The 22,174-nt window shown below is 44.5% G+C and carries 24 protein-coding genes and 1 pseudogene; 14 read left to right on the plus strand and 11 right to left on the minus strand.

Features of this window, described 5'->3' with window-relative positions:
* Positions 1 to 65: 65 nt before the first annotated feature.
* The 5 genes from pstA to ACFPTP_RS01840 all read right to left on the minus strand — a co-directional run bounded on the left by pstA (position 66) and on the right by ACFPTP_RS01840 (position 4,638).
* On the minus strand, positions 66 to 950 hold the full coding sequence (gene pstA / locus ACFPTP_RS01820; RefSeq protein WP_381441685.1) for a phosphate ABC transporter permease PstA: 885 nt from the start codon (positions 948 to 950) through the stop codon (positions 66 to 68).
* A gap of 1 nt (position 951) precedes the next feature.
* Entirely contained in the window at positions 952 to 1,905 is a 954-nt protein-coding gene (pstC, locus tag ACFPTP_RS01825; RefSeq protein WP_381441686.1) for a phosphate ABC transporter permease subunit PstC, read from the minus strand.
* A gap of 88 nt (positions 1,906 to 1,993) precedes the next feature.
* Positions 1,994 to 2,959, minus strand: coding sequence for a PstS family phosphate ABC transporter substrate-binding protein (locus tag ACFPTP_RS01830; protein ID WP_381441687.1), 966 nt, complete (start codon positions 2,957 to 2,959; stop codon positions 1,994 to 1,996).
* 291 nt (positions 2,960 to 3,250) lie between these two features.
* Entirely contained in the window at positions 3,251 to 4,069 is an 819-nt protein-coding gene (pstB, locus tag ACFPTP_RS01835) for a phosphate ABC transporter ATP-binding protein PstB (protein ID WP_381441688.1), read from the minus strand.
* A 128-nt stretch (positions 4,070 to 4,197) separates the two neighbouring features.
* Positions 4,198 to 4,638 (minus strand): YtoQ family protein, encoded by a 441-nt coding sequence (locus ACFPTP_RS01840; protein ID WP_381441689.1) that lies wholly within the window; start codon positions 4,636 to 4,638, stop codon positions 4,198 to 4,200.
* Between the two features lie 108 nt (positions 4,639 to 4,746).
* Between ACFPTP_RS01840 and ACFPTP_RS01845 the strand changes: the two genes are divergently transcribed.
* From ACFPTP_RS01845 to ACFPTP_RS01875, 7 genes and pseudogenes are all read left to right on the plus strand, one after another.
* The gene (locus ACFPTP_RS01845; RefSeq protein ID WP_381441690.1) at positions 4,747 to 6,321 is read left to right on the plus strand and encodes an amidohydrolase; all 1,575 of its coding nucleotides are present in this window, start codon (positions 4,747 to 4,749) and stop codon (positions 6,319 to 6,321) included.
* Positions 6,322 to 6,344: 23 nt separating this feature from the next.
* Positions 6,345 to 7,367: a hypothetical protein gene (locus tag ACFPTP_RS01850; protein WP_381441691.1), complete on the plus strand. Its 1,023-nt coding sequence runs from the start codon at positions 6,345 to 6,347 to the stop codon at positions 7,365 to 7,367.
* A gap of 99 nt (positions 7,368 to 7,466) precedes the next feature.
* Entirely contained in the window at positions 7,467 to 7,904 is a 438-nt protein-coding gene (locus ACFPTP_RS01855) for a GNAT family N-acetyltransferase (protein WP_381441692.1), read from the plus strand.
* A 94-nt stretch (positions 7,905 to 7,998) separates the two neighbouring features.
* The gene (locus ACFPTP_RS01860; protein ID WP_381441693.1) at positions 7,999 to 8,346 is read left to right on the plus strand and encodes an NIPSNAP family protein; all 348 of its coding nucleotides are present in this window, start codon (positions 7,999 to 8,001) and stop codon (positions 8,344 to 8,346) included.
* A gap of 34 nt (positions 8,347 to 8,380) precedes the next feature.
* Positions 8,381 to 9,037 (plus strand): annotated as a pseudogene (locus ACFPTP_RS01865) (HAD family hydrolase).
* Positions 9,038 to 9,050: 13 nt separating this feature from the next.
* A complete protein-coding gene (locus ACFPTP_RS01870; RefSeq protein ID WP_381441694.1) occupies positions 9,051 to 9,623 on the plus strand; it encodes a GNAT family N-acetyltransferase in 573 nt (190 codons plus the stop codon).
* A gap of 38 nt (positions 9,624 to 9,661) precedes the next feature.
* Entirely contained in the window at positions 9,662 to 10,078 is a 417-nt protein-coding gene (locus ACFPTP_RS01875) for a hypothetical protein (protein WP_381441695.1), read from the plus strand.
* 52 nt (positions 10,079 to 10,130) lie between these two features.
* Here the strand turns inward: ACFPTP_RS01875 and ACFPTP_RS01880 are convergent, their stop codons facing one another.
* The 5 genes from ACFPTP_RS01880 to ACFPTP_RS01900 form a co-directional block, all read right to left on the minus strand.
* Entirely contained in the window at positions 10,131 to 10,463 is a 333-nt protein-coding gene (locus tag ACFPTP_RS01880; protein ID WP_381441697.1) for a DUF4288 domain-containing protein, read from the minus strand.
* A gap of 39 nt (positions 10,464 to 10,502) precedes the next feature.
* A complete protein-coding gene (lepB, locus tag ACFPTP_RS01885) occupies positions 10,503 to 11,657 on the minus strand; it encodes a signal peptidase I (protein WP_381441698.1) in 1,155 nt (384 codons plus the stop codon).
* Positions 11,638 to 12,150, minus strand: coding sequence for an RNA polymerase sigma factor (locus ACFPTP_RS01890; protein WP_381441699.1), 513 nt, complete (start codon positions 12,148 to 12,150; stop codon positions 11,638 to 11,640). Before ACFPTP_RS01890 ends, lepB begins: the two co-directional genes overlap by 20 nt.
* 162 nt (positions 12,151 to 12,312) lie before the next feature.
* Positions 12,313 to 13,884 (minus strand): DUF4179 domain-containing protein, encoded by a 1,572-nt coding sequence (locus ACFPTP_RS01895; RefSeq protein ID WP_381441700.1) that lies wholly within the window; start codon positions 13,882 to 13,884, stop codon positions 12,313 to 12,315.
* Complete coding sequence (locus tag ACFPTP_RS01900; protein WP_381441701.1) at positions 13,862 to 14,428, minus strand: RNA polymerase sigma factor; 567 nt, start codon at positions 14,426 to 14,428, stop codon at positions 13,862 to 13,864. The genes ACFPTP_RS01895 and ACFPTP_RS01900 overlap by 23 nt, the downstream gene beginning before the upstream one ends.
* 274 nt (positions 14,429 to 14,702) lie before the next feature.
* Between ACFPTP_RS01900 and ACFPTP_RS01905 the strand changes: the two genes are divergently transcribed.
* The 5 genes from ACFPTP_RS01905 to ACFPTP_RS01925 all read left to right on the plus strand — a co-directional run bounded on the left by ACFPTP_RS01905 (position 14,703) and on the right by ACFPTP_RS01925 (position 19,517).
* On the plus strand, positions 14,703 to 15,311 hold the full coding sequence (locus ACFPTP_RS01905; protein ID WP_381441702.1) for a methyltransferase domain-containing protein: 609 nt from the start codon (positions 14,703 to 14,705) through the stop codon (positions 15,309 to 15,311).
* Positions 15,311 to 15,505 (plus strand): YwbE family protein, encoded by a 195-nt coding sequence (locus ACFPTP_RS01910; RefSeq protein WP_251699632.1) that lies wholly within the window; start codon positions 15,311 to 15,313, stop codon positions 15,503 to 15,505. The genes ACFPTP_RS01905 and ACFPTP_RS01910 overlap by 1 nt, the downstream gene beginning before the upstream one ends.
* A gap of 189 nt (positions 15,506 to 15,694) precedes the next feature.
* On the plus strand, positions 15,695 to 16,843 hold the full coding sequence (locus tag ACFPTP_RS01915; RefSeq protein ID WP_381441703.1) for a PstS family phosphate ABC transporter substrate-binding protein: 1,149 nt from the start codon (positions 15,695 to 15,697) through the stop codon (positions 16,841 to 16,843).
* A 20-nt stretch (positions 16,844 to 16,863) separates the two neighbouring features.
* A complete protein-coding gene (locus ACFPTP_RS01920; RefSeq protein WP_381441704.1) occupies positions 16,864 to 17,868 on the plus strand; it encodes an NAD(P)H-dependent flavin oxidoreductase in 1,005 nt (334 codons plus the stop codon).
* 191 nt (positions 17,869 to 18,059) lie between these two features.
* On the plus strand, positions 18,060 to 19,517 hold the full coding sequence (locus ACFPTP_RS01925) for a carbon starvation CstA family protein (protein WP_381441705.1): 1,458 nt from the start codon (positions 18,060 to 18,062) through the stop codon (positions 19,515 to 19,517).
* Positions 19,518 to 19,553: 36 nt separating this feature from the next.
* On the opposite strand, the gene ACFPTP_RS01930 is transcribed toward ACFPTP_RS01925, so the two are convergent.
* Complete coding sequence (locus tag ACFPTP_RS01930; protein ID WP_381441706.1) at positions 19,554 to 20,303, minus strand: DUF3888 domain-containing protein; 750 nt, start codon at positions 20,301 to 20,303, stop codon at positions 19,554 to 19,556.
* 146 nt (positions 20,304 to 20,449) lie between these two features.
* On the opposite strand from ACFPTP_RS01930, the gene ACFPTP_RS01935 reads away from it, so the two are divergent.
* Together ACFPTP_RS01935 and ACFPTP_RS01940 are read left to right on the plus strand one after the other, a co-directional pair.
* Positions 20,450 to 21,334 (plus strand): DMT family transporter, encoded by an 885-nt coding sequence (locus ACFPTP_RS01935; RefSeq protein ID WP_381441707.1) that lies wholly within the window; start codon positions 20,450 to 20,452, stop codon positions 21,332 to 21,334.
* Between the two features lie 20 nt (positions 21,335 to 21,354).
* Positions 21,355 to 22,128: an aminoglycoside 6-adenylyltransferase gene (locus tag ACFPTP_RS01940; protein WP_381441708.1), complete on the plus strand. Its 774-nt coding sequence runs from the start codon at positions 21,355 to 21,357 to the stop codon at positions 22,126 to 22,128.
* Positions 22,129 to 22,174: the final 46 nt, after the last annotated feature.

Here is a 22,174-nt window from a genome sequence, read left to right on the forward strand (position 1 = left end):
CTTCAGGCGGTTATGTAACGAATTAAAAAATCGCACCCTCAATCGGATGCGATTAGAAAACACGATTAAAACACACGCTGGAATTTATTCCGGATAATGATCGCCGTGGAATTCAAAACGAACAACGCCACTAGCAAAACAATAATCGTGGCGGCTGCCAAATTGGCATATTCCGCGACCAACGAAGCATCCAGTGTCCAGTAATAGATCTGCATAGGCAACACTGTAAAGCGGTCCAAGATGCCGCCCGGGAACGGAATGAGCAATGCCGGGATTCCGATGACGACGAGCGGGGCCGTTTCACCGATTGCACGGGACAAGGAAAGAATCGCGCCCGTCAAGATTCCTGGAAGTGCAGCCGGCAAGATGATCCGTTGAATCGTTTGCCATTTCGTTGCGCCCAGTCCGTAAGATGCCTCGCTTAAATAGAATGGGATGGAGCGGATCGCTTCCTGGCTCGCGACGATGACAATCGGCAAAATCAACAGCGACATCGTCAAACCGCCGGCAAGGACAACATTACCAAGATCTAGCGCCCGAACGAATACAGTCAAACCGAGAATTCCGTATACGATGGAAGGGACACCGGCTAAATTGGAGATATTCGTTTGAATGAAACTGACCAAGCGGCCTTTTTTCGCATACATCTCCAAGTAAATTGCCGTGCCGACTCCGACGAACATCGTAACGGGGGCGACGACCAGCATAAGCCAAAACGTTCCGAGAATCGCGCCCATGATGCCTGCGCGTCCCGGTTGCGTCGATAATTTTCCGGTCAAGAAATCCAAATTGATGGAACCGATACCGTCACTCACAACTTTGACGAGCAATACGACAAGAAAGAACAGTCCAAAGAACGCGGATAGCATGAAAATGGACTTTGAAAACCGGTTCAGGAATAAACGGCGTTTCGTCCGCCGTACATGTTGTTTTTCGCTCAGTTGATTCATCTTAATATTCCTCCCTGAACTTTTTGGAAACAGCTCTTGCAATCAAGTTCATCACAAGTGTGAAAACGAACAGCGTCATTGCCACTGCATACAAGCTGTAATAGACCGTCGATCCTGCAGCGGCGTCCCCGCCTGTCACTTCGACGATATAAGCGGTCATCGTCTGCATCGATTTTGTAATATCGAAAGTGAAGTTTTTCGTACTGCCGCTCGCAATCGTCACAATCATCGTTTCCCCGATTGCACGGGAGATCCCTAGCACGAACGAAGCAATGATGCCCGATAATGCCGCTGGGATGACAACTTTACGAGTCACTTCAAGCTTCGTCGCTCCTAATCCATAAGCGCCTTCACGCATTGCGTTCGGCACGGAGCTCATCGCGTCTTCGGATAGGGAGGCGATCATAGGGATGATCATGACACCCATCACCAAGCCGGGGCTAAGAATATTCGTCGCTTGGAGGCTTGGAATGAATTCACGTAAAAGCGGCGTGACAAAAGTGAATGCGAAAAATCCATAGACGATTGTCGGTACTCCCGCCAGCAGCTCAAGCACAGGCTTGACGACTTTCCGTACTTTCGGGGAGGCGTACTCACTCAAGTAAATGGCTGCCATCAGCCCGATCGGAACAGCTACCGCCATCGCAATCAAAGATGAAGTGACGGTGCCCATCAATAAAGGAAGCACCCCAAATTCAGGGTTCTGGCTCAACGGTTTCAGGACGGTGCCCGTAAAGAAATCGAGGAATGGCACCCGCTTGAAAAACTCAACCGTTTCGGATAACAGTGTCCAAATGATGCCGATAGTCGTCAGGACGGATAATGAGGCGAGCAATGTGAGGAAGATGGGAATAAGCCGTTCAATTCGTCTTCTAATCGAATTACCGTGTTGGTTTTGGTCGATCATGTCCCGAATATTCGTTTTTTCTGCTTTTGGTAGTTCTTGATTTATCATTAATGATACCCCTTCCGGTAAGATGCAAGAGGATGAAGGCTTATGCCTCCATCCTACCCTCATCTAGACTCCAGCGCTTTTGATGCTATTACAGGCCTTCTAGGAAGCTGATGTTTTCTTTTACTTCAGTTTCCGGAATCGGTGCAAATCCTGTTTCGCCTGCGAATTTATTAATATTGTTCATGACGTAAATGGCAAAGTCTTTCACTTGTGGCTTTTCTTTTGCTTGATTCACATTCAAGTATGTGAAGACCGGGCGGGTGAAGTCTGCATAAGCTCCATCCTCGGCGATCGTATCTAGCGCCGGCTCGACAGGTCCGTTTCCGAAGTCCACTGCAACGGCATTCATCTTGTCTTTGTTATTGACGTAGTAGCCGAATCCGAAGAACGCGATACCGTTCTTATCTTTAGATACAAGGTTTACAAGTGTCGAATAATCCTGTTGCAAGTTCACTGAGCTGTCCATATCTTGTTTATCCAAGATTTTTTCATAGAAGAATTCATATGTTCCGTGGTTTTCGTTCGGTCCCATTGCATTGATTTTTTCGTCTGGCCAATCTGGGTTGATGTCCGACCATTTTTCAACCTTGCTATCAGCAAGGAAAATGCTGATCAATTGTTCAGGCGTCATTTCAGTAGCCCAATCATTTTCTTTATTAATAACGAAAGTAAGGCCGTCTAGGGCAACTTTCAATTCTTTCACTTCGATGCCGAGCTTATCCGCTTCAGCTGCTTCTTCGTCTTTGATTTGTCGGGAAGCGTCGTTGAAGTCCGTTCCGTTTTCAACGAGGAATTTCTTGAAGCCTGCACTCGTGCCCGCACGGCTCACTTCTACGGATACGTTCTCTTGTTCGTTCACCATATACTCCTCAGCTAGACGTGCCATAAGCGGGTACACTGTTCCCGAACCGTCAATAGCGACACTGCCTTCCAGTTCCGCACCTTTCGCAGATGCATTGTTTTTGTCCGTGGAGCCGCCATCTTTGCCACATGCTGCAAGAACAACTGCAAACGCAGCGATGATCATGAATAAAAGAGACTTTTTGAACTTCATTGATAAATCCTCCCCTAGGTTTATGTTCTAATGTCGATGAAGGAATCTCCCTCACAACTACATATTAATGGCTTATTGTTAAGTGAGTATTGTTAATATGTAAAGGTATTGTAAATTAGTGTTAATTAATAAATAAAAACCCGCTCATATGTTGAGCGGATTCTGAATTCATCCAGCTATGGACGCCAGCCCCTCGAGTCGCTTCGGTCTTGCATCAAAAGGCAAAAATCACCTTTTGTTTCAAGACCTCCAGCGCTTGTCGGGGCTAGGCAGGCGTCCTTCGCTTTTGTTTTAGCCAAAACGGCCATTAATATAGTCGTCTGTCAATGTATCTGAAGGATTGTTGAAGATGGTTGTCGTCCGATCTTCTTCGATGACTTCGCCGTTCAGGAAGAAGGCGGTGCGATCGGAAATCCGTGCAGCTTGTTGCATATTGTGGGTAACGATAGCGATTGTGACATCGTTTTTAATGGAGCTGATCAGTTCTTCAATTTTATGCGTCGAAACCGGGTCAAGTGCGGATGTCGGTTCATCCATCAAAATCACTTCCGGATCAATGGCAAGACATCTTGCGATACATAGCCGCTGTTGTTGTCCGCCGGAAAGGCTGTACGCACTTTTATGGAGACGGTCTTTCACTTCATCCCATAATGCTGCTTTTTTCAAGCTTTCTTCCACGATCATGTCGAGTGTCGCCTTGTTGCGAATGCCATGCACTTTCGGTCCGAATGCGACGTTTTCGTAAATCGACTTCGGGAAGGGGTTCGGCTTTTGGAACACCATGCCGACTTTGGAGCGAAGAATTTCGACAGGCATTGCCTTGCCCAAAACATTATTCCCTTTGAACGTGACATTGCCTGAGATGGAGACGTCAGCCGCTGTTTCCACCATTCGGTTCAATGTTTTCAGGAACGTCGATTTTCCGCAACCCGATGGACCGATGATGGCGGTCACTTCGCGTTCATTTATTGAGAGATCAATGTTTTTTAAAGCATGCGACGTGCCGTACCAAAGGTTCAAGCCGTTCGTTTCATAAATCGGCTTATGCCAGCTTTCGTTTCGTACGACTGATAATGGTTTTTCTTTTATACGATCAAGTAGTAATGTCATTTAAAATCCTCCTAGTTGTTTTGAGGCTTACGTTTAGTGTACGGGAGGATTATTGAGGGAGTATGAACGAAGTGTAAAGGTTTTGTAAATGAATAAAAAGGCCATCCCCACTCGGATAGCCTTTTCGTTCATTCAAAAATATAATGCAATGCCTTCACGGCTTGGTCGACGGTTTCAACCGTTGCATGCGCTTTGCGGGAAAGCTCCTTCAATGGATGGTGATGCTGCTCGGAACGGATAAGGATGAGCGGCTTGCCGTACGCAACCGCGGCGCTCGCGTCCATCGCCGTGTTCCATTGCTTGTACTGCTCGCCGAAAAGGGCGATGACTAGATCGGCTTTCTTCATTAATAGCTCCGTCCGCAAATTATTGAAGCTGGAGGCGGCTGCGTCCTTGAAAATCGCATTCGGCTGCTTGCCTAAAATCTCCTCTCCGATATTATCAGAGCGGTCGTGATCTTCCATTGGTCCAACGAAGTCAATTGGCAAATTCAAAGCCGCAACTTTCTGTTTCACCTCTTCACGCCAAGACGTATGGATTTCCCCTGCAAGATATACAGTCAATCTCATAAAAAAATCCCTCCCTGTAATGATGGTTCCATTATAGCATTCCCTCGAATTAGATTGCTCAACGTTGCACGAAAGTTTAGAATTAAGGAAAGAAAAGGGGGAGTCAGGATGAAAACGATTTGGCATAACGGCAAGCTGTATACGATGGAAAAGGAAGGGGAAACCGTGGAGGCGTTACTGACTGAAAACGGAAAGATCATCGCGGTGGGCACATATGAGGAGTTGAAGAGTGAAGCCGAAAATGAAATCGACCTGAAAGGGTCAGTGCTTTATCCCGGGTTCATTGACAACCATATGCATATGATCGGGCACGGGCAGAAGTTGCTCAGCCTTGACTTGTCGAAAGCGAAATCCTCGGATGAAATGATGGATATGCTTATGAACGCCTACCCTGATTTGAAAGAGGATGAGTGGTTCATCGGCGAAGGGTGGAATGAAAACAATTTTGCGGATAAAAAGATTTTCACACGTTATGAATTGGATAAAGTGACGAATTCTCCAATGTACTTGAAACGGACGTGCAGGCATGCGGCAATCGTTAATTCGAAAGCGTTGGAGCTAGCCGGCATTACGAAAGATACACCAGATCCGGATGATGGGGTCATTGAGCGGGATGAAAACGGAGAACCGACAGGCGTATTGAAGGAAGGCCCAATGGATCGCGTGCTGCAACTTATACCGGAGCCGACGGAGGAGATGCTGACGAAGGCTCTTGAGAAATCGGTCGATGATCTGTTGTCACTAGGATTGACCGGCGCGGTGACGGATGACTTGGGCTATTACGGGGATTACCGCAACCCCTTGCAAGCATTCCGGAATGTCATCGGCGAAAAGAAGAAGTTTCGTGCGCATTTATTGCGGAGGTCGACGGTGTTTACCCAACTGATGGAGGATGAAGCGACGTATGACGAACCATGGATTGAGCCAGGGGAAATGAAATTCTTCATCGACGGTGCGCTTGGAGGAAGTACTGCTTTGTTAAGCGAACCGTATGCTGATAATCCGTCCACTTCGGGTAATGCAGTTTTGACAGATGAAGAGATTGATCGGAATGTGGCGACTGCTCGGAAATACGGGCAAGCGGTAGCCATGCATATGATCGGCGACGGAGCTGTTGAAAAAGGGTTGGACGCAATCGAAAGGCATCCGGTGCCGGAAGGGAAGCGCGACCGTCTCATCCATGTGAATGTGCTGCGGGATGACTTGGTCGAGCGAATGAAGAAACTTCCGGTCGTCTTGGACATACAACCCGTTTTCGTATCGTCCGATTTTCCATGGGTAATGGAACGTCTAGGGGAGAATCGCCTCGACTGGGCATATGCATGGAAGCGATTAATCGACGAAGGGTTCATCTGCGGCGCGGGCTCGGATGCACCGATCGAAGAAGTCGATCCGTTGCTCGGCATCTACGCGGCTGCAACGAGGAGAAAACCGGGGGAGACGCACGAAGGGTATTTGCCGAAAGAAAACCTAAGCATGTTTGAGGCGGTCAGTTTATTCACATCAGGAAGCGCGGCGACAATTGGCAAGGCAGATTCGCGCGGAAAGCTCGGCGTCGGTTTTGTTGCGGATTTCACGGTGTTGGATAAGGATTTGTTTAAGGCTGAAGAGGAGGAGATTCTTGACGCCACTGTTGTTATGACGGTCGTGGCAGGAGACGTCATGTATCAATTCCAAGGCTGATTTATTTTGAAGGAGGAGAAGGGATGCGGAGACTTTTACCGGGAATTGTATGTTTAGCAGTCATACTCATTGGTTGTTCAGATCAGTCTAACGGAGATCAGACACAAGAAATTGAGGAACTGAATAAGCAGATTCAGCAGATTTCTTTGGAAAATGAATCCCTAGTAAAGATGATAGAAGAACAAAAGACGGCGCTCGAATTGGTTGAAACGGATACATCGGATGAAACACCAATGTATCACAACGATGATTATGCTATGATTCCTGCAAAAACGATTGAAAAGTATCCGCAAACCCTTTATAAGAAAACCACTTTGGACATTGACGGGGATGGCGAAGAAGAAGCAATCGAATTGCATGTGAATGCTGGAAAAACAGATAGCGGCCTTTTTGCCTGGGACGATGGACAGAACTGGTTATTAGTAGTTAAAGACGGAGAGAAAACGTACCCGCTATTTGATGATTTTGTTCAGCTTGGTTCAATCGATTTCAGTACAGGCATGTTTGATCGGAAACCGGGAATCGTGATGATCAAAAGGTCGCATTCTGACAGAACAGTACAGAAATTCACATACGATCAAACTGAAGATGGCTATCAGAAAGAAACTTTTTACAAGAAAGAGAACACACATGATATCGATAATCGGCCTGCCTCCTATGCCTTTTTCAAGGATGCATTCAACTTATTGGATACGGCGTTTACAACAAAAACGGCAGCAGTTCTAGAAGCGGGTGAGGAGACTCTTCAGGACTCTCAGGAGAGAATGGCGATCATGTATCCAATCTTGGATGATGTTTATAATGCACAACGATTTTTGGAAATGGTCGCGGAGCTGAATCGAGAGATATATGTCTCTTTAAATGACGCGGTTGACTTGCTCCACCAAATGGTGAATAAGCCACCGGCAGACGAGCAATTGGGACAGTTGCAATTCATTCATGATGTGTTCAAAAGTATTGGCTCTGGTGAGTTGATCATTGAAGAGGAAAATCAAATTCATCCGGAGCTGAAGGAGAAGCTGCAAAGAATTAACTTTCATCCTTAAAAAGTAGACTCCGTCAATACAAAATCCATATCAAAATTACAACAGTGGGAAACGAGCATTCCCACTGTTTGTTTTGGGGAATTTGGGGAGGTGAACTAAATGACAATTGAAATTAGAACAATTCAACCAACAGATTTCAACGATTTAGTCGAGTTGATGAGTGAATTAGGTTATCCGACGACACTTGATGAATTAACGCAACGATTGGAGTTAATACGGAAACATATAGATTATGAAGGATTAGTGGCTGTTAAGAACAATCAGGTTATAGGTTTTGCAGGGGTGTGTAAGGCACTTGCTTTTGAATTTACTGGTATATATGTACGTATTACAGCGTTTGTTGTAAGTTCCAAACAACGTAAGCAAGGAATTGGAACAATGCTTTTAAAAGCTTGTGAAGAATGGGCAGTTCAAAAAGGTGCAATAGCTATAACTTTAAATAGTGGTAATCGGGAAGAGCGCCAAGCGGCACATGTTTTTTATACAAGTAACGGCTATGTAGGTAAAAGCACAGGATTTTCAAAAAGTATCATTTGAGATCATAGACATCAGCAGTCAGGCGAAAGCTGTGTACAGGATGTACCAGAATCGTCCCGGTAACATAATAACAAGTATTTTTTGGGGGGATACTATGTTTTATCGGAGAAAGTTTTATACTGTAAAAAAAGAGTTTGTGGAAATCTTTAATGAACATTTCAATAACACCAACTTGCCTAACCAACTGAAACACGGTTCCCGGTTAATCGGCCGTTGGATGAAGGAAAATGAGGACGATACTGCCGAGATCTTTGCTATATGGGAATATGACAGTTATGAAGATTATGTAGAAATTGAATCCAAGATACGAAGTGATCAAGCTCACGTAGAGCGCGTGAGAGACTGGTACGCAAAGAACGGCGGCCGCGATTACGTATTGAAAGAATACATACTGGAAATGAAAAATGAAGCGTTAATATCTACTGTAGATGAGAGGATGTAGTGATCTCTAACTAAAATCGTATAGGAGGGTGGATATGATACAGTCTTTGATATTCGATATGGACGGCACACTTTTTCAAACTGATAGAATCCTAGAAGTAGCTCTCGATGATACGTTTGAACACTTACGGTCAATAGATAAATGGAACAGTGCCACGCCTATAGAGAAGTACCGTGAAATTATGGGAGTTCCTTTACCGAAAGTATGGGAAACATTGATGCCCAAACATTCTAAGGAAGAGAGGGAACTCACTGATGCGTATTTTCTTGAAAGGTTGCTTGAAAATATAAGAAACGGGAACGGCGCTTTATATCCTAATGTAACGGAAGTTTTCACTTATTTAACAGAGAATAATTGCTCAATCTACATAGCAAGTAACGGGTTAATTGACTATCTCGAAGCCATAGTGAGCTATTATCGTTTGGATCGTTGGGTTACAGAAACATTCAGCATCGAACATGTTGAATCGCTGAATAAATCGGATCTTGTCCGGAGTATTGTTCAAAAGTATGGCATTACCAACGGAGCGGTAGTAGGTGATCGACTATCTGATATAAACGCAGCGAAAGATAACGGTTTACTTCCTATAGGTTGTAACTTCGATTTTGCAAGGTAAGACGAACTTGCTCAGGCGGATGTCATAATTGACGACTTAAATGAGTTGAAAATGATCATATGTGAGGACAGTTAGGAGGGGGAACGAAATGATAGATCTAAGACATAAACCGTTGATAGAAGGAGAAAAAGTCATTCTCAGACCAATTCAGTCTGAGGACTTTCCTTACATAAAGGAATGTCTAAAGGACCCTGAAGTACTGAAACTGACAGGAAGCACAACAGACTTTGACTGGGATATTACTCGCAAATGGTACGAAACAAGGAATGAACAAACCGATCGCTTGGATCTGGCGATTGTTGACACAACTCAAGGTATCTTTGTGGGAGAGGCAGTGGTCAATTTATACGATGAAAAGAATCATAGCATGAATTTCAGGATTCTAATTGGCCCGAGGGGGAGAAATCGGGGATTAGGAACGGAAGCAACTCAACTTCTCATTGATTATATATTTCAAACTACGACACTTAACAAACTTACCTTAAGTGTTTTTGACTTTAATCCTAGGGCAAAGCATGTGTATGAAAAGATCGGATTTGTCCAGGTGAGTGTTGATGAAAAAGATTTGGAGTTTGAAGGGGAATGGATTGATTCGATCAATATGAAATTGACGAGGGGAAATTGGTTAGAGCGCAAAAAGTTCACTGAACGCACATTGTAGCATAAAAGCGCTGAGACGATCTGAGGGAGGCATAGGACATGACTGAGTTTGAACATATTACTTTTTCACGATTGTACTTCAATGGATCTATCGAGTTTTTCTTCATTCAAGGTGTCAACAGCTATGAAAACTTTACATTATGGTGGGATGGAAGATCGTATAAGGTGGTAGGATATCTCGCTTCCTACTTTGATGCTGTAGAGGATGAGAGAAAGAGTATAATCTATCTTATTGAAAAAGAGGGGCGTGATTTTGACAGGATCATTAAACATACCCGAAAGTTCATCGAACAAATGAGTACATCCGGCCATTTATCCGAATGGGAAAATGCAGAAGTCGTCATGACGGGGGTCATTGGCGATTCAGTTCTTCCCCCTTTTACGGAATTCGTAAAAAAAGTCATTAAGCATGAAGTACCTCAATCCGTCTTGAATGAGATAAGGGAGAAACAGTAAACAGTAAACGAAGCAGAAAGGGGAGCGTTGCAGCCTTCCTGCTTCGTATTTCCTATTTATCCAATGAATACAGCTCAATAACTTCGCTCGCTGTCATCGGTTTATCAAACGGTAAAAAGCGGCTGTACACTTCCTTGAAATCAACATCTTCATCAAAGTGGTCAACTAGTTCAAACACGTCGAGAATGGTGACAAAACTCCAGGTCGTCTGTCCGCCAACTGCATTTTCATATGTGAGATTCACGAAATGGTCACGGATTTGCGTTTCGATATCGTCTTGACCGGATGCTCGGAGTAACACAATCGTTTCCTCGAACGTCTTTGATGAATTGTCATTTGGTATTACGGTTGATTCCAACAGGAGCTTGACTGAATAGAGTTTCATGAACATCCCCCCAATGTCTATTCCTTTACAAATAAAACACTACTCCGCAGTCCCAGTAATAATCCCTTCAATCTCTCCAATCGGCAAAGGTCCGTACTCTCGGCTATCGGATCCACGCCACCATTGATCGACAAGGATGAACACCGTATTTTCTTCTACAGTTACCGCTGCCATGTTCATATTGAAGTACTCTCTTGTAGCTTGTTCATTGACAATCACTTTGCTTGAGACCATATTGAAATACTCTTCCTCGCCCAAGCCGTGCATTGTTGCTTTACCATAAAACGTGTCAAGTTTCTTTCCATCAATATACACTTGGCCGCCTTTAATTTCGACCGTTTCACCGGGTAACCCAACTACTCTTCCGATATACATTTCAGGAACTGCCGGATTTTTGGCGATGACGGAAGACGGCATATGATAATAAACGGCTTGCCCCCGCTGTAGTTCGTCGAAATCCGTTGAAACGACAAGCTTTCCATGTTCCTGGGTATAAAAATCATGATCCCCTCGATCCATCGCATCCGAACCCCATTCAATCAGAAATGTATGTTCATTTTGAGGGGCAATTTCCAATCGTTCTGGTGTTATGTCATCGGTGATGTCCTCAAGTGTGTCCAAATAAATCCTTGTGGAATATTCGACACCGTCTTCACCTACAAGAATTCGAGGTCCTTTCTTTACCAAGTTGTAAGTGAATCCTGTCTCACCTTCGACCTTAAGAGTGTAGGTGCTGCCATTCTGTGTCATTGTGTAATTTTCGTACGTTCCAGGGATTAACAAAGGCTCCTTAATTTTATAGCCACGTAAGTATGCTTCCCTATCCACTTTATTTGATATAAAACTTGAACCAAGGAAATCATCTTTAATCGTCAATGAAGCTCCCTTGAATTCCAAAACATATCTTGTAGGGCTCGTTAGACTTGATTGTTCTAAAAGCATGCCATCCCATGAAGCCGTTACATTCGTTGTATCAGACCCACCAATGTTTACATATAATCCGATGCCGACCCAAAGTAGAACAATAAGTGAAACGATGGATGGAAGTAATGAATTTATGCGAAACCTCTTTTTAGGGTTGGGTGGATGGAAGACTAGACGGCGAACTTTCTCCTTTTGCATAGAAGTCGGTTGAAAGGCATTCACTAGCTTCTCCAACTCTTGCGCTATGTCATCATCGGATAAGTGTTTCATTCGTAAAACCACCTTTCTCTAATCCCTCTTTGAAAGCGGCGAGCGCCCTCGACAGACTCATCTTTACTTTTCCTTCCGACCATTTGAGGATGGTTGACGTTTCTTTTGTTGAAAACCCTTGGATCTTCCGTAAAATAATCACTTGCTGGTAACTTGGCTTTAGCTGGCTGAGGGCTTCGTAAAATTGCTTTTGCTGTGAATTAAGAAGGGCAATTTCCTCCGATGAACGTTCGTGCTTGGTGCTATGAGTATACAAATCAAAATAATACGTAATCGGATTCTTCTTTCTGAAATAACTCATCGTCGTCGTGTAGGCGATACGGAAAATCCATGTTTTGACGAGAGAGTCCCCCTTGAATTGATGTTCATTCCGGATAACTTTCATAAATGTGTCCTGGGACAAGTCCTCAGCTGTATGGGGATCTCTCACGAGCATGAGGATATAACTATAGACGGCATCATAATATTCATCGAACCACGCTTCACTGGACAAATCGTTCACCTCACTTATTACTTACTTAGACGCAAACTTTGAACATCGGTAACGTTTAAATCAATACTCTTAAATAAATAATATACTAATCGTTCAAACTACAACAAAAGGCTACATTCACACTTTTTGAAGACGTGTGAAAGCAGCCTCTACAAATATTGTCTAGTTTTCACCAAGCAACGGAACTTGCCATGGCTTTTCAACAGGGTTATAGAATGTCATCGAAACGAGGTATAGCGTCAATTCATCGGGTACTTCTTTCAAACCTTCTAATTCCAGAGATAATCTTGCATCATGGCGGCCGTTTGTGCCCGTCGAAACCGAAATGAAGGAGCCAGTGAGATTGGCAGTGTAGCTATTTCCTTTGTCGTCTACGGCTATCCAGTTGCCCATGTCTGAGTTAAGTGAGTTTATCCGACCATCCAAATAGATAGTGACAGATTTTTCTTGTCCGGACATTGGCTTTATCACCCTTTTGACCTTTAAATGATTTCCTTTATAGTCTAACGATACAGGATGTTTAGTAAGATCTTTCGGTTTGATTGTCAAGGCAATGTCTGTAAGTTCCTTTTTATAGACTCCATCCAATACAAAGGTCAATTGATCTTCATTCTTAGGGATGTATGAATGGGTCCAATTGGTGTGGCCGAATTTATCCATATTTTCGCCCATCCCTTGCAGCATGCCAGTTGTTCTTGAAAAGTGGCTCGATGAATAAATCACTTCGTTCTCTGCATTTTTAATATGATAGGAAATTCCTGAAGTATTCCCGCCGACAAGAAAACCCATTTTCTCTTTGCCGTACTTATCCTCAAACTCTCGCATTGCTCTTTCATATTTCTTTTTTTCCTCTTCTGTGAATGAGGTCTCGAAAAATAATCCAAAAGAAGAGGGGGCGATTTGCAGCTTCTTTAACTCGATTTGCACAGCGTGATGGACGGCGGATGCATCCTTTATATCCACCAGTTTTGTAAGCTTTCGATTTTCAGACAGATCGACTGGGACCTGTAACTGCCAAGTGCCCTTTACTCCATTTAGTTCGACAAGATCGAATTGAATCATAAGTTTTTCTATAGTATTGCCTTGATCATGAAGATTGAACTCTACGAATCCATAGCCACTCTCTCTATACCAGCCTGATCCTAATGGTCTCATTTCGTTGCCGTTTTGATCGAAGGCTGTAATTTTATTGTTCCACTTCAAAAAAGTATCTTGAGAAATTCCATATTCATTTAGCACTTTGTAGGAGAGTGTAACCCTTGAAGTATCGGCAATGACTTCTTCTACTACAAACGTCAGTCCCTGATCTTCAACTTGCAAATCAACCCGTTGCGTAAGCCCAGCCTCCGAAGCTATATTCAGCCCTTTATCGACATGGTCGGAAGAGAACAATCCACCGATAAATTGAGCAAAGGCAGGATTAACGGTTGCACCGATGCTTACCGCTAAAACAACACCCGCAGCAGCAAGTGCTACTCGTTTCCAAACGGATTTGCGTTGTTTATTCAATTTCCCATATGGCTCCAATTGATCCAATACAAGATCAGTGAAATTCTCAGGCAAGGTCGGTGTCTGCAATGTTTCTTCAATAAAACGCTGTTCCTCTTGAAATGCATTCACAACTTTTCCACAGGGAGTGCATGACTGTACATGCGCTTCGATTTCAGTCATCTCCTGTTTAGGTAGCAACTGGTCGACAAATTGTGAAATCTTATCCGCCGTTGGACAGTTCATGAAAATATCCTCCTTCACGTTTCACTGTTTCCCTCATCTTTTTCTTTGCCCGATGCAGTTTGTTGCGGACTGTTGATAAAGGCACGTCCATCACTTCACCAATTTCCTCGTAACTGATTTCATTCACATATCGGAGAAGAATGATCAGCCGTTCGTCTTCAGGCAAAGTGGCAATCAGCCGTTCCAATTGCCGGCTTTTCTCTTTCTTTAAGAAGACCACTTCTGGATGCTCACGATTGACCACTTTCGCTTCGTCTATTTCTACTTGGATTGTGGAATACCGTTTTTTCCGGAATTCATCCATGCAATGATTGATGGCCACCCGGTAGAGCCAGCTGGAAAATGAACCACTCGCGTCATATTTACCGAGGTTGCGGTACACTTTGATGAATGCATCTTGGACAAGGTCCTGCGCATCTTGTGGATTTTTCGTCATCCGCAAGATGGTCGCATATAGTTGGTTTTTATATTTGTTAATGATGTGTGCATAGGCTTGTTTATCGCCTGCCAGCACTTGCTGGATCAATCGCTGTTCGTCCTCCATGGTGACCTCCTAACTGAATCAGACATGCGCATGTCGATTAGTGTTTCATTAAGTATAACGGGTTTACTCACAGGAAAATTTCATTTTCAGAAAATTTTATATGATTTTGTAGTGTAAATGAAGTAAAACGGGGCGAGTCGGTTGTAAACTCCCGAGAGTCGGTGGTAACACCACAAGAGCCGGTGATAACGGATCCGCCTGGTTTGCGAATGGCTCTGTCAGGGACACGATATGATAAACTTAGGGAAATCATCGTGAAAGGGACGGATGGCTGATGACGAATTTTTGGCATGAGCGTTTTTCTACAGAGGAGTACATATACGGAAAAGAGCCGAATCAGTTTGTCGTGGAGGCTGCGCGCGTGCTGACGAAAGGGAAAGTGCTTTGCATTGCGGAAGGGGAGGGGCGCAATGCTGTCTACTTGGCTTCACTCGGATTTGATGTAACCGCTTGGGACTATGCGCAGGCAGGTCTGGATAAGACGCAGCAACTAGCGGAAGAACGCGATGTTTTCGTAAAGACAGAACTTCGAGACTTAGCTGAAGTGGAATGGCAAGAAGAACAGTGGGATGCAATCGTTCACATCTTCGGCCATTTCCCAGCGGATGTCATGGAAAGAACGTTGGCCGGCATTCAAAAGTCACTAAAAGTCGGCGGTTATTATATCAGCGAATTATATACGAAAGAGCAGCTCCGATATGGAACAGGCGGCCCACGCGATGCGGCAATGCTTATGGATCCAGCGGACATCCTAGAAAAGTTCGATGGATATTTCATTAAACATTTCCACGTCGGCGAAGTGAACCGTGAAGAGGGGCAGCTTCATACAGGAACGGCCCATGTCGTACAAAGCATATTTCAAAAGAGAGAGGAAGCGAACTAATGGACGGACGTAATCGAAGTGATGTGAAGCCGGGAATGAAAGTCGCGGTCATTTTGAAGAAGGATCAGCGAACAGGCGTGAAAACGGAAGGGGTCGTCAAGGATTTATTGACAAACTCAAGCTTTCATCCGCATGGCATCAAAGTGCGGCTGGAGGACGGACAAGTCGGTAGAGTAAGCGATATTTTGGAATAAGTTTTTTGGATCGTCCCCAATGAAGACAGTTCCACGCCCAAAGAGTCTGCCCGCGCGTTCAAAGAAGCGTGCTGTCGAACAAGGAACCATATAATTATAGGTGCTGAACGGATTCTTTCTGTTTGGCATCTTTTTTTAATTCAAAATAATGTATACTAAATGAAGGAGAGATTACGAGGGGGGAATAGATTGAAAACGTTTTGGGGTATATTATCTGTTTTATTCATATGGGCATTAGTATTTCCGTTTGCAGGCATGGCTGCGTTTTTATTATATATATCAAATAAAGGTTTTTTTGTACCGCTCGTTATCGCGGCCTACCTATCATTCGGTGCAATGCTTGTCATGGCCCGCTTTGAGCTGTTCAACTACAAAAAGCATTTCTGGCTCGGCGCAGCGGCTCTCATCGCTGTGTCGCTTCTGTTCACCATACCGGCTGTCTATGATAAAACACGGCCTATCATCACCGATGGCCAAGTTGAATTAGCCGCATATCAGCCGTTTGAAAAGAGAACAAAAGCCGTATCTTTAGATGAGCCTGCATCTTTGCACATCGAGGACGATTTGCCGATCATCGATGGAGCCACAGCGCTTTATCCGGTTTACGCGGCATTTGCGCAAGCTGTTTATCCTGAAAAAGAATACCAGCCTTATGACAGCGAAGTGATGTCGAATCGGACCGGAGCTGCCTATACGAACTTGAGAGAGGGAAAGGCGGATATCATTTTCGGTTTGGGTCCGTCAACAACGCAACTGAACCAAGCGGAAAACGCGGGCAAGGAGTTGAAACTGACGCCGATCGGGAAAGAAGCGTTCGTTTTCTTCGTCAATTCCAAGAACCCGGTGGATAGCTTGACGGAGGATGAAATCAAAGGGATTTATTCTGGAAAAATAACAAATTGGAAAGAGGTCGGCGGGAAAAACGATGAAATCCGTGCATTCCAACGTCCTGAAAATAGCGGCAGCCAAACGGCACTGCAGAATTTCATGGGCCTCACGCCGATCATGAAGCCGCCGACAGAGGATGTCATGTCCCTCATGGGCACGGTCATCGGAGAAGTTTCCGACTATAAAAACCATAAAAACGCAATCGGCTACACATTCAGGTACTACTCAACGACGATGGTGAAAAATAATAGGATCCGTCTTCTTGGCGTGAACGGTGTTGAACCGACGATAGATACAATCAAGTCCGGGGAATATCCGCTTACGAACGAATTCTATGCCGTGACGGCAGGAAGCGACAATCCGCATGTCGAAGCATTCATTGAATGGATTCTGTCGGACGAGGGGCAGGAAATTATCGAGAAGACAGGGTACGTGCCGGTAGGGAAGTGAAAAGGATGGGGAGCGATACTATGACTTTTACTGAAACTTTAGGAATCCAGCACCCAATCATCCAAGCTCCGATGGCGGGTGTGACGACGCCGGAATTCGTGGCGGCTGCGGCGGAAGCTGGCGCGTTAGGATCCATCGGGGCTGGCTATTTATCCGCGGAAGCGACTCGGGATTTCATCCGCGAAGTGAAGAAGCTCACGGATAAACCGTTTGCCGTCAATCTATTCGTCCCTGAACACGTTGAAATGGATCAAGAGCAGCTGCGCCAAGCATATTTGGCATTGCAGCCGATTGGCAAGAAGCTCGGGATGCCATTTTGGAAGGCGCCGCTGTCCGAACCATCATTCGACGAGCAGGTCGATGTCATTATTGAAGAAGGCGTTGGCATCTGTTCATTCACGTTCGGCCTGCCCGAAGAAACGGTTGTACAGAAATTAAAGAGGCATAATGTCTACTTGATCGGCACCGCAACGACAGTTGAAGAAGCTGTCCTGGCCGAACAAGTCGGAATGGATGCGGTTGTCGCACAAGGCAAGGAAGCCGGAGGACATCGCGGCTCGTTCATCGGCGAACAGCTAGTGCCGCTTGAAGAATTGCTGCCTTCAATCGTGGGGGCGGTCGGCATTCCGGTCATTGCGGCTGGTGGGATCGCTAACAAGGAGCATCTGGACCATCAACTCCTCCGCGGAGCGGCAGCCGTCCAAATCGGCACCGCATTGCTGGCGACGGAAGAAAGCGGGGCGCATCCGCTCTATAAAGAAGCCGTCTTGGCGTCTGTCGAAAATAACACCGTACTCACAAAAGCTTTCTCTGGAAAATCGGCACGAGGCATCCATAACGAGTTCATTGACATGACGGCAAGCGTTCCGATTGCTCCTTATCCATACCAAAACGACTTGACGAAGAAAATACGGAGCGAAGCGGCGAGGCTCGGAAAGCCGGAATTCATGTCGCTTTGGGCGGGGGAGAACGTGCGGGAGACGATGGGTGGAACGGTGAAGGAGATCATCGCAAAATTCATATGAAAAGGGAATTGGAAAGAAGCATGCGACTGAACTTACGCATGCTTTTTATATTTATTTGCGGGTCATTTACTCATCTGCAACATTTTGAAAAACCAGAAAATACGTTTTATTATAGGGTGAAATGAAGTATACTAGTTTCAAGCTTTCAGGTTCTGAAAGAAATAATGCCATTGGGGAGAGGGGAAGAAGAAATGGTCACGTTTTTATTCGGTGTCGTCTTATTAATCGTCGGTTATTTCACGTATGGCAAATTCATCGAGAAGATGTTTGGGGTGAAGGAAGATCGTGCGACACCCGCGTATACGAGTGGGGACGGCGTAGACTATGTGCCGATGAGCACGAAGAAAAACTCGCTGATCCAGCTGTTGAACATTGCGGGGGTAGGTCCGATATTCGGTCCGATCATGGGAGCGCTTTATGGTCCGATTGCTTTCATTTGGATTGTGGTTGGCGCGATTTTCGCAGGTGCTGTCCATGACTATTTAACAGGAATGATCTCCATCCGTAACCGTGGAGCTCATTTACCTGAGCTTGCAGGCAAGTTTTTAGGGAAATTCATGAAACATATCGTTAATGCTTTTGCAATTCTATTATTGGTGCTCGTTGGAACGGTTTTCGTTTCCGCGCCAGCAGGCTTGCTGTACAACTTGATGAACGGTTGGATGGCGATGGGCATTATTGTTACACTTATTTTTGCTTACTATATTCTTGCTACACTTTTGCCGATCGATAAAATCATCGGTCGCTTCTATCCGATTTTCGGTGCGCTATTAATCATCAGTGCTGTCGGGGTTGGCGGAATGATGGTCATCAAAGGAGTCCCTATTCCAGAGTTGACGTTTGCCAATATGCACCCTGACAAATTAGCAATCTTCCCGCTTTTATTCTTAACGATTTCATGTGGTGCATTGTCAGGCTTCCATGCGACACAGTCACCAATCATTTCACGTACAACGCAAAAAGAAGGACAAGGCCGTAAGATTTTCTATGGCATGATGATTGCGGAGGCAATCATCGCAATGATCTGGGCAGCTGCAGGAATGGCGCTGTTCAACGGGTATGGCGGGTTGAACGAGATGTTGGCTGCAGGCGGTCCTGCATTGATTGTCAGCGAAGCATCCACGATGATGTTGGGTGCTGTTGGTGGAACACTCGCAATCTTGGGTGTCATCATCCTTCCGATCACTTCCGGGGATACGGCTTTCCGTAGCGCACGTATGATCATTGCAGACTATTTCAAGTTACCGCAAGTGAAGATGGTGAGCCGTCTTTGGATTGCTGTACCGATGTTCGTCATTTCCATTGCGTTGACTCAAGTCGACTTTAATATTCTATGGCGCTACTTCTCATGGGCGAACCAATCAACAGCGGTCATTGCGTTATTCGTAGGTGCGATGTATCTGTTCATTGCACGGAAGAACTACTGGGTGGCGCTTATCCCGGGGACGTTCATGCTGATGGCGACGATGACGTATATTTTGAACGCGACGATCGGATTTGGCTTGCCGATGAATGTGGCATATATTGGGGCAACGGTCATTTCGCTATTCCTCGTCGTGCTGTTCTTCCTCGCCGCAGTCCGGGCAAGAGCTGCACAAATTCCATTGGAAGAAGACATTTCTCATTGGAAAGGTGCAACGACAAACTAATATCATTAATAAAGAGGTGGCCAAGGCCGCCTCTTTTTACATATACCACAGCAAATCATACTTCATCTTCTTCCCTTTCTCGCTATCTTGGTCAATGACTTTCCAAATGCCGTTCTCATTCAGGACTTTGTAATAATAATTGGTCCCGTCGGCTTTTTTGAACAGGATGAAGCCTTCATTCCCTCTAATGAACGTCACAGGGCTGATCACATTTTTATAGGGCGGTTGGATTTCCGTGCTAAGGATATTGATGACAATTTCTTCTGCGATATGTGCCAATGAATTGAACTCATTTTGCTTTTCCGCCTTGTACCGCAACTGGTTATATTCGTATCGTTCATAAGGAAGCAAATTTAAGCGGAACGACTTTTTAATGTCAATGATTGCATCCTTATAAAATCGGGACAATTTCTTTTCCTCTTCATCTCCGATATGTGTAAAATCGAGCAACTTGATGCCTTTCGGACTGATCCTGAATTGTAATGTCTCTTTTCCGTATGGCGGATTTTCCGCTGTTTCGAATGTATTCACCTGAACGTCGACAGTGAATGAAAATCCGCCTTTCCCCTCTCGATGGATACCCATGATTTTCGCATCGTGCAATCCGTATGATTTGTCATAGCCGTAGTAGTCGATGATTCCATCCGAAATGTATGGCGAAAGGGTTATCAGCAATGCATCCTGAATGGAGTGTTGGTCCTTATTGATCCGTTCAGCATGGGGTGTAAGAGGTTGGATAAGCATTGAAATCAAAATGAATGGAACTAGGAAATGTAAAAGTTTCAATCGGGAAACCTCCTAACCGTGTTTTATCCTTAGGTTTTCCTGTGTCGATGAAACGATACATGAATGAAATTTTCAAAACATGCCTTTGAATGATTACAGTTACGCTATAATGAAATAAATTAACTACTTTGAAACCGGGGGATTGTATGAAGAAGTATATTGGTGAAATTGGATTGCTGCTAACAGCAATTATTTGGGGAAGCGGGTTTGTCGGCAGTGCAGTTGCTTTGGATACATACACGCCCTATCAGATATTGGCAGGCAGGTTTCTAATTGGCGCTGTTTTATTATGCGCGGTATTTTATAAAAAAATGAAATTCATTTCAAAAAGCACATTGGTAAAAGGTGCGATATTGGGAGTCTTCCTGTACATAGCATTTGCGCTGCAAACGGTCGGACTTCAATTTACGACACCTTCCAAAAATGCATTTTTAACTGCCGTGAATGTCGTTGTTGTTCCGTTTATAGGGCTTGCGATTTATAGAAGGAAATTGGATTTATTCGAAGTCATTGGAGCCTTTCTCGCAATGTTCGGCGTGGCGGTCTTGTCGCTTCAATGGTCGGCGGGACTCAATATTGGCGATTTCCTTTCATTCTGCTGTGCAATCGGTTTCGCGTTCCATATTTTTTACACATCCCAATTCGTGAAGACGGAAGATCCGATCGCTTTGACGATTGTCCAAATGGCGACAGCGACGTTCATCGGCTTAATCGTTGTGCTGATGAAAGGCGAAATGGTATTTAGTACGCAGCCGGAAGGTTTGTGGTCGTTGCTCTATTTAGGCGTATTCTCGACGACGATTGCATTTTTATTGCAAACCGTCTCACAGAAATTCATTTCAGAAACAAAGGCAGCAATCATCCTGTCGACGGAATCATTATGGGGAATGGTCTTTTCCGTCATTCTTTTGAGCGAAATCCTTACGCTTAAGATGGGAATCGGGGCTGTTTTAATACTTGCTGCGATTATATTATCGGAAACGAAGTTGAGCTTCTTGGTGAAAGGGAGTCATCCTGCAAGGTTGGAATAAAACGATGAAGGGGTGGGTGTATGTATAGTGCTGACGAAAGAAACGATTTTTTTGCAAAAACGGTTAAGAGATTAGAGTCCTCCGATTTAATTGAAGGAATCGTTCAGTTAGGTTCCGGGACGATCGGATATAGGGATGAATACTCCGATATTGATTTAATGGTTTCGACTTCTAAAGCTGAAGATGTTGCAAGTACAAAAAGTACTGTTCATGAGATTCTTAGTGAGTTCAATCCCATCTATATAAAAGAGAAGCAGTTTAGCAGGGATATCTATTTGCTTATCGCATTCATGGAAAATTCATTGGAGTTCAATGTGTCTATTCTTCCAAGTGATTTATTGAATGTGAAGTCGCCTTTATGGAAAGTGATCGTTGATAAGACCGGATTCGTGTCCGAAAAGATGAATGCTGAAAATGAAGTTTTTCAAAATAAGCCAGTCAAATACGATGTGAACATCGATATCGCTTTTGAATTCGTCTATTGTGCGTTAAGTATGGACAAAGAGTTGAAACGGCATAACTTCATCTATTCAATGAAGATGCTTGAGAAAATGAGAGACTATTTACTGCTGGCACAAGCGATGAATGAAAACAAGAAACTGCACCAGTTTAAAGCATACGACACATTGGCCCCTTCGTTTATTGAGGCATATCTTTCAACTTACCCGGATGAAATCACTGTAGATAAATTGACGGCTTCATCAAAGAAGCTGAAGGAACTATTTACTGAAGTAGTCGGCCAAAGCTCCACTATCACGATGGATAAGGATTTACAACAGCTTTTAAATTCTTGATAGATAAGTGTTGACCTGTCCCTTGGAGGCAGGTTTAAAGTGAATG

Source organism: Sporosarcina koreensis, assembly GCF_042655825.1.
In the GTDB taxonomy this organism is placed as follows: domain Bacteria; phylum Bacillota; class Bacilli; order Bacillales_A; family Planococcaceae; genus Sporosarcina; species Sporosarcina koreensis.

Bases quoted from the DNA above. Each gene is read 5' to 3' on its own strand.
- pstA (WP_381441685.1), bottom strand. From the start codon at position 950: ATGAATCAACTGAGCGAAAAACAACATGTACGGCGGACGAAACGCCGT.
- pstC (WP_381441686.1), bottom strand. From the start codon at position 1,905: ATGATAAATCAAGAACTACCAAAAGCAGAAAAAACGAATATTCGGGAC.
- ACFPTP_RS01830 (WP_381441687.1), bottom strand. From the start codon at position 2,959: ATGAAGTTCAAAAAGTCTCTTTTATTCATGATCATCGCTGCGTTTGCA.
- pstB (WP_381441688.1), bottom strand. From the start codon at position 4,069: ATGACATTACTACTTGATCGTATAAAAGAAAAACCATTATCAGTCGTA.
- ACFPTP_RS01840 (WP_381441689.1), bottom strand. From the start codon at position 4,638: ATGAGATTGACTGTATATCTTGCAGGGGAAATCCATACGTCTTGGCGT.
- ACFPTP_RS01845 (WP_381441690.1), top strand. From the start codon at position 4,747: ATGAAAACGATTTGGCATAACGGCAAGCTGTATACGATGGAAAAGGAA.
- ACFPTP_RS01850 (WP_381441691.1), top strand. From the start codon at position 6,345: ATGCGGAGACTTTTACCGGGAATTGTATGTTTAGCAGTCATACTCATT.
- ACFPTP_RS01855 (WP_381441692.1), top strand. From the start codon at position 7,467: ATGACAATTGAAATTAGAACAATTCAACCAACAGATTTCAACGATTTA.
- ACFPTP_RS01860 (WP_381441693.1), top strand. From the start codon at position 7,999: ATGTTTTATCGGAGAAAGTTTTATACTGTAAAAAAAGAGTTTGTGGAA.
- ACFPTP_RS01870 (WP_381441694.1), top strand. From the start codon at position 9,051: ATGATAGATCTAAGACATAAACCGTTGATAGAAGGAGAAAAAGTCATT.
- ACFPTP_RS01875 (WP_381441695.1), top strand. From the start codon at position 9,662: ATGACTGAGTTTGAACATATTACTTTTTCACGATTGTACTTCAATGGA.
- ACFPTP_RS01880 (WP_381441697.1), bottom strand. From the start codon at position 10,463: ATGAAACTCTATTCAGTCAAGCTCCTGTTGGAATCAACCGTAATACCA.
- lepB (WP_381441698.1), bottom strand. From the start codon at position 11,657: ATGAAACACTTATCCGATGATGACATAGCGCAAGAGTTGGAGAAGCTA.
- ACFPTP_RS01895 (WP_381441700.1), bottom strand. From the start codon at position 13,884: ATGAACTGTCCAACGGCGGATAAGATTTCACAATTTGTCGACCAGTTG.
- ACFPTP_RS01900 (WP_381441701.1), bottom strand. From the start codon at position 14,428: ATGGAGGACGAACAGCGATTGATCCAGCAAGTGCTGGCAGGCGATAAA.
- ACFPTP_RS01905 (WP_381441702.1), top strand. From the start codon at position 14,703: ATGACGAATTTTTGGCATGAGCGTTTTTCTACAGAGGAGTACATATAC.
- ACFPTP_RS01910 (WP_251699632.1), top strand. From the start codon at position 15,311: ATGGACGGACGTAATCGAAGTGATGTGAAGCCGGGAATGAAAGTCGCG.
- ACFPTP_RS01920 (WP_381441704.1), top strand. From the start codon at position 16,864: ATGACTTTTACTGAAACTTTAGGAATCCAGCACCCAATCATCCAAGCT.
- ACFPTP_RS01925 (WP_381441705.1), top strand. From the start codon at position 18,060: ATGGTCACGTTTTTATTCGGTGTCGTCTTATTAATCGTCGGTTATTTC.
- ACFPTP_RS01935 (WP_381441707.1), top strand. From the start codon at position 20,450: ATGAAGAAGTATATTGGTGAAATTGGATTGCTGCTAACAGCAATTATT.
- ACFPTP_RS01940 (WP_381441708.1), top strand. From the start codon at position 21,355: ATGTATAGTGCTGACGAAAGAAACGATTTTTTTGCAAAAACGGTTAAG.